The following is an 11,300-nucleotide window of genomic DNA, read 5'->3' on the forward strand; positions in this document are numbered from 1 at the left end:
CAACTCTGGCTCCTCCCTTAGCCGTTTCCCGCAGCGTCCACCGGATCCTCTGCACCGGCACCAGCAGCAACGCCGCTCAACTCGAACACCTTACCGACAAGGCGGTCATGCACCGGGCTGAACGCCTCAGCGACCGCTGGCACATCGTCATCCGTGAAGACTCTCGCGTTGCTCTCATCGAGCAGCGCACGCACCAAGACAAACGCGTACAGCGGCGAAGAGTGGATTTCTACTCGAGACTCAATCGGTGCACCTTCGGCATCGTCGGCTCCTGAGTTCTGGACAGGCAGGCCAGCATCCTGCCGCGCCTCTGCAACCGCCAACGACGCGCGGCGACGGTACTCAACCCAGTCACCTGCACTCAACGCCCGAACGACCACTTGCGCGCCGTCCCATTCTTCGATGGTCAGGCGCTCATGCTTGAAGTTGCGCATCGGGTCCAGCGCCATGGAACGAAGATCCACGCCGGCGGCTTTAGTCCGGGCCATTACGGAGCCCCCGGCAGGTCGAAGGATACGGCGCCGGTGATACGCACGTTGAACGTGCCGTTCACGGTACCGTTCGGCGCAGCGTCCCAGGTGAACTGGGTGACCAGGCCAAGGAACGTCGAGGAGGTGCCATCCTTGAACACCGACTTGAAGGCGCGAGGCTCGGCGTCGTCGCGCGCTGTACGCAGGACGGTCTGTGCTTCGTCGTCTGCCTTCCAGTTGCCGGACATGCTGAAGGTGCCGTTGTCAGCCAGGCCCGTGGTGAACTCCTTGGCCACACTGGCGAGCACCGTGGTTTCAATTTCGTCCGACTGGCCGCCCTGGAACTGAGGCTGCTTAATGGTGACGGACAGATCGGCCCAGGTCAGGGCCTCATCCTTGGGGTCCAGGGTGGTGGTTTTAGAAACGCTGAGAGCCGTGCCCTGCGTTTTGACGAACTTCGCTTTCGTTGGGTTTTGAGCGGCCATGTGGCCTCCTATGGTTGCAGGGTGTATTCCCAGCTCACGCTGAAAAGTTTGGTGTCGCTTTCAAATACGTCCGCCAGGCGGTCAGCGCTGCCGGTAGTGAAGTCGGCGCCATCCGTGGTCATCGCGGTGAAGGCTTCGCCTGCAAGGGTCAGCGCCTGGAGAAAACTTTCACCCCATGCGTCGAGCTGGATTGTCAGGTCGCTGGAGCCGTCCCAACCGACGAGCGTGAAACCGGTGGTGGCGCCTACCGTTTGAATAACCAGGCGAGGCTGGGCGGCATCCTCTGGCGCAACGCCGAAGTACACGCGCCCGTCGACCAGAGGCGTGAGCCTGTCGATGAGGGATTTCTCGATCATTGGGTTTACCGGGTGATGGCGTTGTCGATGCCTTCGGCCAACTTGTCAGCGACAGCCTTTTCAATCTCAGGAAGACTGCCGTCCCAGGCCGGCCGAATGAAGGGGTGGGCCTGCATCTTCGAGGTGCCAAGCTCCAGGAATTTCCAGTAGAACGGGGCATCCCACTCGGTTTTGCTGGTGCGACCTTTCTTTCCAGGGCGCTTGAGCGCCTTGGATTGTTTGCCGGCTGGCTTCTTTACACGGATGCCGGCGGTCGCGCCGCCCGGTGTATCAGCCTGCTTGAGACGTACCGCCGCGATGTTCTTCTTCAGCTTGCCGGTGCGAACAGGCGCAGTGCCACGCACCTTGTCCCGGGCAACTCGGGCCCCGGCCATGACAGCGTCCCGGACGACCTTATTACCGACAGACTTGGCCAGCCGCTCGAAGTCAATCTGCAGCTCACCAAGCCCCAGAACTGTCAGCGATCCGTTGCTCATTTGGGTTTCACCGTTTTGCACATGAGTTTCAGCATGTCCCGCTGGTTTGTAGCCAGCGGCGCGATGATTTCGTAAGTGGTGCCGTCATGCACCAGGTGCTGGCCCGCTACCACGTCCTTGCGGTAGCGGATGTTGATCTCAGCATTCACCGTGACCTGCATCTGTGACGCGGCCTCGTACATGCGTCCGGAGGGAATGTTGATCTCCGCCCAGAGCTTGCCCAGGTCGCCCCAGACCTTCGAGGGTTGGCCGAGGGCATCCTTGCCTTCGATGTAGCCGCGCCGCATGCAGCGGTGACGCATTGGGCCGGCTCTCATATATTCACCCAGCGATGAGGCTTCCAAAGCGCGTTTGTCGCCATAGGCAACTCAGCAGTGATCGTTCCAATCACCACCGTCTCGCGACTGCTGTACCAATGACCGATCAGCAGCAGCGCTCCCTGCTGGATAGACTTGCTCATTCGTAGCGCATTGCCGACCGGATCTGGCAAGGCCGTCTCTGGGCTGACAAGCGTGCGATTGGTCCAGGTCTCAAACGCGCTGAGGGCTGCATCCCTGTAGCCCTCAATCAGCGCATCCTCGTCGTCATGGTCGACCCGTAAGTGAGCCTTGACGATGGGGAGATCAATCACTCTTTGGCACCAACGCCTGAAGTGCCTCTTTGTTGGCGGAGGGATCAAACTCAATCCCTTTGCCGGTGAGCCAGACCTTCAGGTCGGGAACCTTCATCTTCAGCGGATCGGTTTCTTTCTGAGCCTCGATCGCAGCGTCGATTTCTTCCTGAGAGCTGCGCGATGCGTAACCCTCGGGCGGGTAATTCACTGCCAGGTAGCCGGCTGCTAAAAACTCAGCAATGGTCGGGCCATCCAGCTTCAAACCATTGGCGTCCAGTTGATTGGGGTAAGACGCCACGCCCAGGTGCTCGACCGCGACCAGCGCACAACGCTCCGAGACATCCTGCTCGCCGGCAGGAACCTCAACTACATGGTTGCCGTCCGCAGAGAATGGGAACGGCTTTTTCACAATAATGATCGGCATAAATCCTCCGGCAGGCTGGGCGCCCGTAGGCGCCCGCCCATTTAGGCAGCGGCGCTCAGAGTGAGAATCTTCACGGCCTGGGAGTCGACCAGCATGCCGCCGACGCGCTTGGTGGTGTAGAAGCCAACAAACGGCTTGTTGGTGTAGGGGTCACGCAGCACGCGAGTGCCGATACGGTCCACAACGGTGTAGGCGCGCTTGAAGTCGCCGAATGCGATGGCGTTGGCGTCAGCCGCAACATCTGGCATGTCTTCGTTTTCGGTGATGCCGTAACCCAGCAGAACCGACGGTGCACCTGCTTCCAGGCCTGGGCGCCACAGATAGTTGCCCTCGCTATCCTTCAGCTTGCGGACGTAGGCAACGGTAAGGTTGCCCATCATCCAGGTGCCGTTGGCGCGGTAGCCCGCCTTGAGGGCGTGAATCAGGTTGATCAGACTGTCGCCAGTGATCGCCCCGGCAGTGCCAGAGACGAGCTTTTGCAGAACGCCAAACGCGCGGTCGTCGTCGGTCTTCAGGTCGAGGCCGTAGGCCAGCAGACCTTTAGGCTTGTTGACGCCATCACCCTTCAGGAAAGCATTGCCTTCCTTCTCGGCGAAGTCGCGGGCAACCTCACCATTCAACCAGCCCTCGGCATCGAAGAAGATATCGTCAAGACTGGTCTGAGTGGCTTGTGGGTTGGCGTACAGCTCGCCCATAAAGGCAGAGATGTTACCCAGCTTCGGGGTATTGGTTGCCGGGCGCGGATCGGTTTCACCAACCCAGCCAGCACCGTTACCGCCAAGGTTCACTAAACGCTTGTAGTCCGGGCTGCCAACAGTGATTTGGTTGCATACCTGGCGCATTGGCGAGGTATCGCGCAGCAGCTCGATGATGCTGCGATCCAGCTCTTCAGGGACCGCAAAACCGCCATCGGCATCAACGCCCACCTGCAAGGCCTTGGCCTGCAGTTCGCCCAGACCGGTCTCGATGCCCTTGCGCACGAACTGCATGAATGCGGTCTTGTGCTCACTGGCGGCCTTGGTGCCGGTACCGTCTGGGCGCTTGAGGGACAACAGCTCTTTTTCCAGGTTGCTTTTCAGCTCATCCAGCTCGCTCAACTTCTCGTTGAGGGTATCGACCTGGCCGGACAGCTTGCCCTTTTCGGCTTCCAGGCCGTCGATGCGCTTGTCGTTTTTCTCTTTGAACTCGTCAAACTTCTTGCCCAATGCTTCGGCAACGTCTTGTACGTCTTTGATTTCAACAGCCATGAGAGGCTCCTTACATTCGATCAGATAGGGTTTTGAGGAATTGCAGTGCTTCGTCGGCACCCGCCTCTCGCGGTGAAACTGCGCCGTAGCCCTTGGCCATAAAGGCCTTGGCCTGTGAGCCAGAAAACCCAACCTCTCGAAGGGCTCGCTCCACTTTGCTGGGCGGCGGTGTTTCGCCGCGGGCCAGCAGAGATTTCACATCAGTGATCCGGGCCTCGTCGTTGGCCGGGAAGGTGACCGGGGAAACTTCCCAGAGGTCGATAGCCTTCAGCAGCCAGATGCCCTTTTCCTTGTCGTATTCGTAACCGCCGTCCTCGAGCACGTAGCCGATGGACAGCCCGGTAAGGCTTCTTGCTTTCATGTGCCCGTGCGCACGCTTGGCCAGCGGGTCATCATCGACAAGCAGTCGACCTTTGACGTACAGGCCCACGTCGTCTTCGCGCATCTCGGTGTAGACCCCGATCGGTTCGCTCATTTGGTGTTGCCAGAGCATCGCTGGCAGGCGGCCTTTCTCTTTCCATCTGGCCAGGCTGGCAGCGAATGCGCCGCGTACAACAACATCGCTGTAACTGTCCACGACGCCGAACACCGACCCGTAGCCTTCGAACTCGCCGCTGTCGCTGACCGATTTAAGGGTCAGCGGCACGTCAAGACGCTGTTTTGTCTGCATCGTCGGCAGCCTCTGGTTTGGTGGTCATGTTCATTGGGGTGAGGTAGATGTCGCCGCCATCACGGGGGTTTTCGTCCTCCAGCTCGCGGCAGTCGTTGGGGCTCAAGATCCCCCACTGAATACCCTTGCCGTAGGATTCGTATCGCCCTTTAAGATCGCCGCGCATCAGGGCACCGGCATTGAACTTGGCGTAGTGAGTTAGGCGATCTTTCTCGTTGAGTAGCCCGACCCGAATGCGGTGCTCGATGCGGGTCATGATCGGAACCAGTGAGTAGTTCACGAAGCTCATACCCATGTGCTCAATGTTGTTGAGCGTCATCTTTTCCATGCTGGCCACCAGGTGCGGCGGCACGCGGAACAAGCCGCAAATCTGTGCCTCAGTCAGCTTCTTGGATTCGATAAATTGGGTATCCTGAGCGCTGAGGCTGATTGGTTTCCAATCCAGCCCCATCTCCAAGATCATTGGTTTATAGGCGTTGGCCACGCCCATGTGCTCGCCCTGAAACTCCGTCTTGAGCCGATCAAACGCCTCGGGAGACAGTTCCTGCTCGGTGCGCAGGACACCACTTGTAACTGCGCCATTGGTAAACAGCTTGGCAGCATGGGCGTCCATAGCCTGACCAAGACCAAGCGCCTGGCGGGCATAGGCAATCGGGTTAAGCCCATTCAAGCCATCCAGCGTGAACAGCCGAACATGCCAAATTTCATCCTGCGTCAGAACCTTGGTGCCTGACTTGAAGTTGACGGTGTACTCAACCGTCCAGTCGTCTTTTAGCTTGGGTGTGACGATGTCAGGGTTCAGTGGTAGTAGTTCGCCCACATTCCCAAGCGCCGATACCTTGTAGGCATAGAAGTTACCGCGCAGGCACAGGCACGCCACCAGCAACTCCCAGAACTCCTGGGCAGTCATGTAACTGTTGGGCGCCATGGTGATTAGTGGATAAAGCCGGTGAGCCGTTGCGGGCAATCTCACCCGGCCGGTTTGCTTCAGCAGACGGCAAGGGAGCATTCCCATCGACTCTGCCAAAACCCGGACGCAGTTGAAAACAACCAACTGCTGCATTGCGCTATTCGTGGTGACTCGCTGCCCTGAGTTGCTTTCGTATCCTTCTCCCAGGGCTTTAGCGAGTTTCTCCGAAGTATCGATTGCCTGGGAGGCGCTCTTTCTTCCAAGGAGTGATCGAAGCATTACCGGCCACCCCGCACTATCGAGACAACAGACAAGGTGATCAGGAGCGCTCCGCAAACAGTCAGGGCCAGAGGTTCGCCCATCCATGCCCACAAACCCCGGGTCAGCAGGCCAAGCCCAAGTATCCCGATAACGTCAGGCAAGGCTTCCTTCAGCGCTGCAAGCTTTGGCGCCTTAATTTCATCGGTCATAAGGTTCTTAGTCCGTGCTTCATGATGTGGTCAGAAAGGGTGCCTTCCACTTTGGGGTTCGTTGCCATTATCGAAACCGCACAGAACAGAGCCATAAGCGGGTCGATCTTTGCCGAGCCGCTGGCCTGTTTTGTAATCAAGATTGAGTTGCCTTTCGGCTCGACCCTTGCGTTACCGCAACACCAGTTCATCAAAGGCTGGTCGGCATGAATGAGCCCGCCCTCGGCAAGCTTCCGCTCAGTGGTTTTGATTGCGCCGCCGAGCCGCCAACCCTGACTGACACCGACCACCTTCTCCTGGCTGACGCCGCGAGCCGTGATCGCTTCAAGAATTGCACCGATACCGGCAGGGTCGAGACCTACCTGATGCAGGAGGCCAGAGGCGTCGACCTGATCCACGATGTCAGCCACTTCATCCACGTCATCGCCAATATGTTTAACAAGCACCAGGTCATCGCTACGGGCGTAGTCGTTAAGGTTCGCTGCGATGTCCTTGCGCCGCTCAAGCACCGATGGATGCGCCCAGGCCCGGCACCAGGCCAGCCACTGCCGGCTTTCACGATCACGACCCAGAACGGCCAGACCAAGCAAATCGTCAAGGCCACCGCCATCGACGCCAATGGTCACGACTTCACTGCGCTCAAGGATGTAATCCAGCGTGATGCACTTACGGACCTGGGCCTCCCAAAACTCGGCGCCTGGCCAGCGATTACTGAGCAACGCTAGGCCGATCTCGACGTTCATGTGCTTAGCCAGGAAGTCACGGATGGATTCTTCGCCAGCCTCTTGAGCTTCCTGATACTTCTGCTCAATGACTTGCTGGTCTACCGATACCCCCCAGTTCGGGTTTGTCACATAAGCGTTAGCAAGATCCTTGTGGAGGCCTTGCTCAATCATTCGCCTCGGAAACTCGTAAATGATCGGCAGAAATCGTTTATCGATGATCCTGCCGTCGCGCACACCACGGGCATAATCCAGCTTGGCCTTGAACACACCTGCTGGCGGCGATGCCGACTGAGTAGTGCAGTAAAAGACAAAACCTTCTGGGCGAGACGCAAGGCCGCCTGTTGCCTCGGTCAGCATATTTGCTGACTTGGCCTGCTTGCCAAATTCGTGCAGCTCATCGATAAACACACCGATGGCCTTCTTGCCCGTAACCGTAGCGCTGTCGGCGGCGACAACTTTCAGAGTTGCTTGATTCAATCGGTCGGTGATCGTGCGGAGGTGCTCTTGCTCATGGAAGCGCGCCTCCAGATCATCGTCCGCCTTGATCATGTCGCGAATCGGCTTATAAGCGTTGTCGGCAGCTTCCTTCGTAGGCGCCAGGATGATGAACTCACCTGAAGGCCTAGCATTGAGTATCAGCGCCGTAAGCATAATTCCGGCAGCAATAGTGCTCTTACCGTTTTTCTTGCTGACCATTAGAAAGTAGTTGGTGATCAGCCTGCGCCGTGCCTCTGCGTCATAGGAGCCAAACAGTACACCGACCAGTTCCAGCACCCATGGACGGCAGGTATCACCCATCAACGGGCTACCGTCCGCGTCGACCATCCGCAAATTGCAAAACACGTCCAACGCTTCATCGGCTTGGTCTTGAAATATGGGGGACAACGGCATAATCGACTCTTGATCGACGATGCGCTTCTCCCAGTCTGGGCATCCGGTAGCCCAGTTCATCACTTCACCGCCTTAAGTTGACCCGGTTTGCGTAAGCCAAACCGGCCAGACGCTACCTTTTCGGCAGCCTCCTGCAACTGATCCTTCTTGCCCTTTTCGCCAGGCTTACTGACCGTGAAGCTTGCCAGTGCTTTGGCTGCATCGAGACGAAGCTTTGGGTCAGCCTCTAAGTCATTCATCATCCCCGCGAAGAACTCCAGCGGATCGGTAGCAGCTTTCGGGATATAGGGGTCAGGATCCCCCGTGGGGGTGACGGATTTCGCGGCAGACTTAACCGCCGTCGATCTGCCCATTGCTGCCAGAACTTCCGGATCTTTTTCTAGCCGAGATGCCGCCTGCGATGCTGTCTTTTCGGGGCACCCAGCGGATATTGCCGCCTGCTTTTTGCTCTCACCGGACAGCCGCGCTTCGGCGTACCGGCGCTTTTGTTCGGTTAACGCCATAGTTAACGGATCCTGTTAACGGGGGAAAAATCTACGAATGGGAGAGGGTGAGGTTTCCGGGCAAGAGAGGCGTGAGGTTTTACCCCCTCCCCTCCCCTTGTGGCACGCCAAAGCCCCCGATGCCGCACCACTTCGGTGCATCCTCTCAGGCCAGGCTCAGGATGCTTCGGCCACGGTCTTGGATGCGTGGCATCCCTTCTTGATGCGCTGACCATCGACCAGCTCGAAGCGCACGCAGAGCACCTGGCAGTTCGCCTCGACATCCTCACCACCCATGAACAGCGGAGTCTTGTGGTCCAACTCGAAACCATCAGGGAAGTTGACCACTCGGCCGCAGGTAGCGCAGGTTGGATCTTGTCGCCACACAGCCAGGCGCCGGGCCTGGAGCCGGCGACCAGTGATTCGCCTGTCAGCCACGACGTGAACCTTTAAGGTCTGGTTCGTGGCCATCTTTAGAGGCGACTTGTGCATCTTCAGCCTTGGCATAAATCAGAACTCCTACCTATTACAGTTCGTCCGCCTTGCGTTCAGCCCAGCGATTACCCAGCTTCCGCGCCTGTTCGACACCAAGGATGCCGACGAACCCAGCGGCAAAGAACGACCAAGCAATGCTGAAGCCGAACTCTTTAACCGTCAGGCCAACCACCATCACGATCAGTGCGCCGAGTGTTGCCTCGATGAACTGTCGCCAAGGCTTGGTTTCCTTTGCATCGTACTGAATGCGAAGCCAGGTCAACGCAAAGGTCAGCACCATGGCCAGACCGTTCTCTCTGAGCGCGGTGAGGATCAGTGCCCAGAAGGAAGGGTCTTTATCAGGCATGTTCGGCATCTCATTTCCTCCCGGTTTGGGAGTGAGGGAATGTGGTTAGTCGCGCGTGAGTGGATTCAGTGCTGCAACCAGCAGCGCCTTGCCTTTCAACAACTCGACATGAGCGAGGCTGGTCAGCTTGGTATCAACGAAGGAGTGGCCGGCGAGCATCTTGTCCAGCAACTCCATCGTGCTCCCAAGGTTGTGCACCACATTCAACACAGACTGTTCGTACTCGGCGCGGGCCTTCTCGACGGCCTGGCGCACCGCTTCAATGGGTAACCCGACACCGGCAGGATGGGCTCGCTTTAGAAAGATAGAGCCATCGGTGTACATGGCGCCGTACACCACCCCATCTGCGTGATAGGCGTCAGGCATGCGACCAAAGCCAATCATCGAGAACTGTTCGCGCTGCTTGGTGTTGAGCAGGTCGCCGGTAATGTCGAGGAATGCCGAAGGATCGCTGTTCGACAGACGCTTCAATGCCGTGGCAAGCATGGCGACATCACCACCCACCACTGCATCGATGACAGCCTGCTTGTCTCGTTTTGCTTGATCGGTCATTACCGGGCTCCAGAAACAGAAAAGGCCCGCCGATATGGCGAGCCTAGAGATAGATCAGCTCCAGCAGCACTCCCAGCTCGGAGCAATGGGCGTGGTGGAGCCGAAAACGAAAAAGCCCCGGCAAATGCCGAGGCTCAATGAACTGTTGATAGCAAAAAACCTGCCCAGTGGCAGGACCTATAAGGCGAAAAACCTAATTGAATATAGCTACTAAAAGGCCGGCAACTGCGATCAAACCTGTGACTACTGTTACTTCCCAAAGGTTAAGCAACCCGATGTGAGTGCCATACAACTGCCAGCGATTACGGACATCCATAAACCGCCACCAGCGAACTCTCGCACGCTCAAAGATGCTGCTCCGCTGAAAATTACTTTCAACTCGACAAAAAATCAAAAACTTACTAATCAAGCCTTCAACGAAAGAAATAGTAAGGTCATCTGTGTTACGCCCATACCAAAATAAAACATCCATTTTCTCAATGGTCGATTGATCCGAAATAGGAGGAGTGAAGAACACCTGTATCACCGCCTCACCTTCTGTGTAGTGGACGGTTAACGATCCTCCAACTTCTTTTTCGCGGTCTATTTTTACGGAGACACCATTTCTGTACTCAGTTTTTCTCCGAGTAAAAAAACTCATCTCCGAAAGAACCACCGAGTCCTCTCCATATTGCAGAGGGCTGCTTTCTTCAGTCGCCCTCCTAGCGGTTACTGAATCCATCACCATAAATCGAGGGGCGAGCGTTAAAAACTCATCAAACACTTGCTGCACACGCTGCTTATGCGTGAGCCAATTGCGATCACAGCGTTTTCTCTCACCCTCAAAGGCAAGTCGCTTAAGGTTTTCCTTTTTCCAGATTGATCGCAAAGACATGAACTCTCCATGGTTCCTCTTGCTTCACGCAAAAAGCAAAAAGCCCAACTCAGGGTCGGGCTTTGCTCGCGGAAAAACCGCAAAGTAACGAGAAATCTATATGTCGGGACCGGGGCTGTCAAGCAGCCTGACGACGAATATCTAAAGCTCCATCAATCCAGGCAATGCCGGACTTCCAGAGCCCGCGCGTCTTTTCTTCGCCGAAGCCCATCTTCTTGCCGACCTCCATCAGCGAGCTGTCGCGGGTGGTGTAGTACTTCATCAGCACCTGGCCACACTCAGCGTAGCGCTTGAGAAGGCGACCCATGAGCCCGTCGATCAATAGGGCGTCGTCGTCGGTGATCATAGGCGACAGGATAGTGTTCTCGCGGGACGCACAGCACGACACACCTGAGCCCAGGACAACCCAGCGGCCCCAATGTTCCAGCAGATCCTCGGCGGTACGCTCTTTAAAGCTCGGTGTGAAGGCCATGATTCAATCCCCTGTGTAGTTGGTGCCGCCGGCGCCGCGACGGTTGTTCTGTTCGTACTGGATCGACTCCGGCGCAGCCAGATCCACCCCCATCCATACCGCCTTACTCATCACCTCCAACTGCAACTCAGTAGCCTGGAGCCGAATACTCAACTGAGTGACCAGGACTTCCAGAGGCAGCGGGTGCCCGGTATCAGCCGACACCCAACCCGAGGCGTTGCACTGGACACAAGGCAACTCATGGAATACGCCCTTCGTAACCGCCTTGCCCTTGCATACCGGACACCGATTAAGGTCGAGCTGCTGAGCCTTGAAGGCGGGGCCATACTGCTTTTTCATCAC

The 11,300-nt window shown here is 57.2% G+C and carries 19 protein-coding genes; all 19 read right to left on the minus strand.

All coding sequences use genetic code 11. The features are described 5' to 3' along the window. Positions 1-17: 17 nt before the first annotated feature. The 19 genes from FIV38_RS09460 to FIV38_RS09550 all read right to left on the minus strand — a co-directional run bounded on the left by FIV38_RS09460 (position 18) and on the right by FIV38_RS09550 (position 11,297). Entirely contained in the window at positions 18-488 is a 471-nt protein-coding gene (locus FIV38_RS09460) for a phage tail assembly chaperone (protein ID WP_139273604.1), read from the minus strand. After that, a complete protein-coding gene (locus FIV38_RS09465; protein ID WP_092239178.1) occupies positions 488-955 on the minus strand; it encodes a phage tail protein in 468 nt (155 codons plus the stop codon). The genes FIV38_RS09460 and FIV38_RS09465 overlap by 1 nt, the downstream gene beginning before the upstream one ends. 8 nt (positions 956-963) lie before the next feature. After that, positions 964-1,311, minus strand: a complete 348-nt coding sequence (gene gp17 / locus FIV38_RS09470; protein WP_092239177.1) for a tail completion protein gp17 — start codon at positions 1,309-1,311, stop codon at positions 964-966. Between the two features lie 5 nt (positions 1,312-1,316). Continuing rightward, a complete protein-coding gene (locus FIV38_RS09475) occupies positions 1,317-1,787 on the minus strand; it encodes an HK97-gp10 family putative phage morphogenesis protein (protein ID WP_092239175.1) in 471 nt (156 codons plus the stop codon). Next, positions 1,784-2,104: a phage head closure protein gene (locus tag FIV38_RS09480; protein WP_234451244.1), complete on the minus strand. Its 321-nt coding sequence runs from the start codon at positions 2,102-2,104 to the stop codon at positions 1,784-1,786. The genes FIV38_RS09475 and FIV38_RS09480 overlap by 4 nt, the downstream gene beginning before the upstream one ends. Next, positions 2,101-2,418 carry a head-tail connector protein gene (locus tag FIV38_RS09485; protein ID WP_092239173.1) on the minus strand — a complete coding sequence of 106 codons (318 nt, stop codon included), beginning with the start codon at positions 2,416-2,418 and terminating at the stop codon, positions 2,101-2,103. The genes FIV38_RS09480 and FIV38_RS09485 overlap by 4 nt, the downstream gene beginning before the upstream one ends. Then, positions 2,411-2,824 (minus strand): HeH/LEM domain-containing protein, encoded by a 414-nt coding sequence (locus FIV38_RS09490; protein ID WP_092239171.1) that lies wholly within the window; start codon positions 2,822-2,824, stop codon positions 2,411-2,413. The genes FIV38_RS09485 and FIV38_RS09490 overlap by 8 nt, the downstream gene beginning before the upstream one ends. A gap of 41 nt (positions 2,825-2,865) precedes the next feature. Then, the gene (locus FIV38_RS09495) at positions 2,866-4,071 is read right to left on the minus strand and encodes a phage major capsid protein (protein WP_092239169.1); all 1,206 of its coding nucleotides are present in this window, start codon (positions 4,069-4,071) and stop codon (positions 2,866-2,868) included. 10 nt (positions 4,072-4,081) lie between these two features. After that, positions 4,082-4,741 carry an HK97 family phage prohead protease gene (locus tag FIV38_RS09500; protein ID WP_092239167.1) on the minus strand — a complete coding sequence of 220 codons (660 nt, stop codon included), beginning with the start codon at positions 4,739-4,741 and terminating at the stop codon, positions 4,082-4,084. Continuing rightward, positions 4,719-5,930, minus strand: a complete 1,212-nt coding sequence (locus FIV38_RS09505; RefSeq protein ID WP_092239165.1) for a phage portal protein — start codon at positions 5,928-5,930, stop codon at positions 4,719-4,721. Before FIV38_RS09505 ends, FIV38_RS09500 begins: the two co-directional genes overlap by 23 nt. After that, entirely contained in the window at positions 5,930-6,121 is a 192-nt protein-coding gene (locus tag FIV38_RS09510; RefSeq protein ID WP_092239163.1) for a hypothetical protein, read from the minus strand. Before FIV38_RS09510 ends, FIV38_RS09505 begins: the two co-directional genes overlap by 1 nt. Continuing rightward, positions 6,118-7,797, minus strand: a complete 1,680-nt coding sequence (locus FIV38_RS09515; RefSeq protein ID WP_092239160.1) for a terminase large subunit — start codon at positions 7,795-7,797, stop codon at positions 6,118-6,120. The genes FIV38_RS09510 and FIV38_RS09515 overlap by 4 nt, the downstream gene beginning before the upstream one ends. Then, a complete protein-coding gene (locus FIV38_RS09520) occupies positions 7,797-8,240 on the minus strand; it encodes a terminase small subunit (RefSeq protein ID WP_092239158.1) in 444 nt (147 codons plus the stop codon). Before FIV38_RS09520 ends, FIV38_RS09515 begins: the two co-directional genes overlap by 1 nt. 156 nt (positions 8,241-8,396) lie before the next feature. Further along, positions 8,397-8,657: an HNH endonuclease gene (locus tag FIV38_RS09525; RefSeq protein ID WP_235861142.1), complete on the minus strand. Its 261-nt coding sequence runs from the start codon at positions 8,655-8,657 to the stop codon at positions 8,397-8,399. An 88-nt stretch (positions 8,658-8,745) separates the two neighbouring features. Continuing rightward, positions 8,746-9,060 carry a phage holin, lambda family gene (locus FIV38_RS09530; protein ID WP_235861141.1) on the minus strand — a complete coding sequence of 105 codons (315 nt, stop codon included), beginning with the start codon at positions 9,058-9,060 and terminating at the stop codon, positions 8,746-8,748. Positions 9,061-9,105: 45 nt separating this feature from the next. Further along, a complete protein-coding gene (locus FIV38_RS09535) occupies positions 9,106-9,612 on the minus strand; it encodes a hypothetical protein (protein WP_092239152.1) in 507 nt (168 codons plus the stop codon). A gap of 193 nt (positions 9,613-9,805) precedes the next feature. Further along, positions 9,806-10,486: a hypothetical protein gene (locus FIV38_RS09540; RefSeq protein ID WP_092239150.1), complete on the minus strand. Its 681-nt coding sequence runs from the start codon at positions 10,484-10,486 to the stop codon at positions 9,806-9,808. Between the two features lie 118 nt (positions 10,487-10,604). Then, the gene (locus FIV38_RS09545; RefSeq protein WP_092239148.1) at positions 10,605-10,958 is read right to left on the minus strand and encodes an antiterminator Q family protein; all 354 of its coding nucleotides are present in this window, start codon (positions 10,956-10,958) and stop codon (positions 10,605-10,607) included. A gap of 3 nt (positions 10,959-10,961) precedes the next feature. Beyond that, complete coding sequence (locus FIV38_RS09550) at positions 10,962-11,297, minus strand: hypothetical protein (protein WP_092239145.1); 336 nt, start codon at positions 11,295-11,297, stop codon at positions 10,962-10,964. Between the last annotated feature and the right edge of the window lie 3 nt (positions 11,298-11,300).

Source organism: Pseudomonas proteolytica, assembly GCF_007858275.1.
In the GTDB taxonomy this organism is placed as follows: domain Bacteria; phylum Pseudomonadota; class Gammaproteobacteria; order Pseudomonadales; family Pseudomonadaceae; genus Aquipseudomonas; species Aquipseudomonas proteolytica.

What these genes read in the sequence shown, in the direction of transcription:
- FIV38_RS09475 (WP_092239175.1), bottom strand. Translation starts at nt 1,787, where the DNA reads ATGAGCAACGGATCGCTGACAGTTCTGGGGCTTGGTGAGCTGCAGATT.
- FIV38_RS09545 (WP_092239148.1), bottom strand. Translation starts at nt 10,958, where the DNA reads ATGGCCTTCACACCGAGCTTTAAAGAGCGTACCGCCGAGGATCTGCTG.
- FIV38_RS09535 (WP_092239152.1), bottom strand. Translation starts at nt 9,612, where the DNA reads ATGACCGATCAAGCAAAACGAGACAAGCAGGCTGTCATCGATGCAGTG.
- FIV38_RS09550 (WP_092239145.1), bottom strand. Translation starts at nt 11,297, where the DNA reads ATGAAAAAGCAGTATGGCCCCGCCTTCAAGGCTCAGCAGCTCGACCTT.
- FIV38_RS09480 (WP_234451244.1), bottom strand. Translation starts at nt 2,104, where the DNA reads ATGAGAGCCGGCCCAATGCGTCACCGCTGCATGCGGCGCGGCTACATC.
- FIV38_RS09540 (WP_092239150.1), bottom strand. Translation starts at nt 10,486, where the DNA reads ATGTCTTTGCGATCAATCTGGAAAAAGGAAAACCTTAAGCGACTTGCC.
- FIV38_RS09500 (WP_092239167.1), bottom strand. Translation starts at nt 4,741, where the DNA reads ATGCAGACAAAACAGCGTCTTGACGTGCCGCTGACCCTTAAATCGGTC.
- FIV38_RS09505 (WP_092239165.1), bottom strand. Translation starts at nt 5,930, where the DNA reads ATGCTTCGATCACTCCTTGGAAGAAAGAGCGCCTCCCAGGCAATCGAT.
- FIV38_RS09510 (WP_092239163.1), bottom strand. Translation starts at nt 6,121, where the DNA reads ATGACCGATGAAATTAAGGCGCCAAAGCTTGCAGCGCTGAAGGAAGCC.
- FIV38_RS09460 (WP_139273604.1), bottom strand. Translation starts at nt 488, where the DNA reads ATGGCCCGGACTAAAGCCGCCGGCGTGGATCTTCGTTCCATGGCGCTG.
- FIV38_RS09495 (WP_092239169.1), bottom strand. Translation starts at nt 4,071, where the DNA reads ATGGCTGTTGAAATCAAAGACGTACAAGACGTTGCCGAAGCATTGGGC.
- FIV38_RS09520 (WP_092239158.1), bottom strand. Translation starts at nt 8,240, where the DNA reads ATGGCGTTAACCGAACAAAAGCGCCGGTACGCCGAAGCGCGGCTGTCC.
- gp17 (WP_092239177.1), bottom strand. Translation starts at nt 1,311, where the DNA reads ATGATCGAGAAATCCCTCATCGACAGGCTCACGCCTCTGGTCGACGGG.
- FIV38_RS09490 (WP_092239171.1), bottom strand. Translation starts at nt 2,824, where the DNA reads ATGCCGATCATTATTGTGAAAAAGCCGTTCCCATTCTCTGCGGACGGC.
- FIV38_RS09530 (WP_235861141.1), bottom strand. Translation starts at nt 9,060, where the DNA reads ATGCCTGATAAAGACCCTTCCTTCTGGGCACTGATCCTCACCGCGCTC.
- FIV38_RS09465 (WP_092239178.1), bottom strand. Translation starts at nt 955, where the DNA reads ATGGCCGCTCAAAACCCAACGAAAGCGAAGTTCGTCAAAACGCAGGGC.
- FIV38_RS09515 (WP_092239160.1), bottom strand. Translation starts at nt 7,797, where the DNA reads ATGAACTGGGCTACCGGATGCCCAGACTGGGAGAAGCGCATCGTCGAT.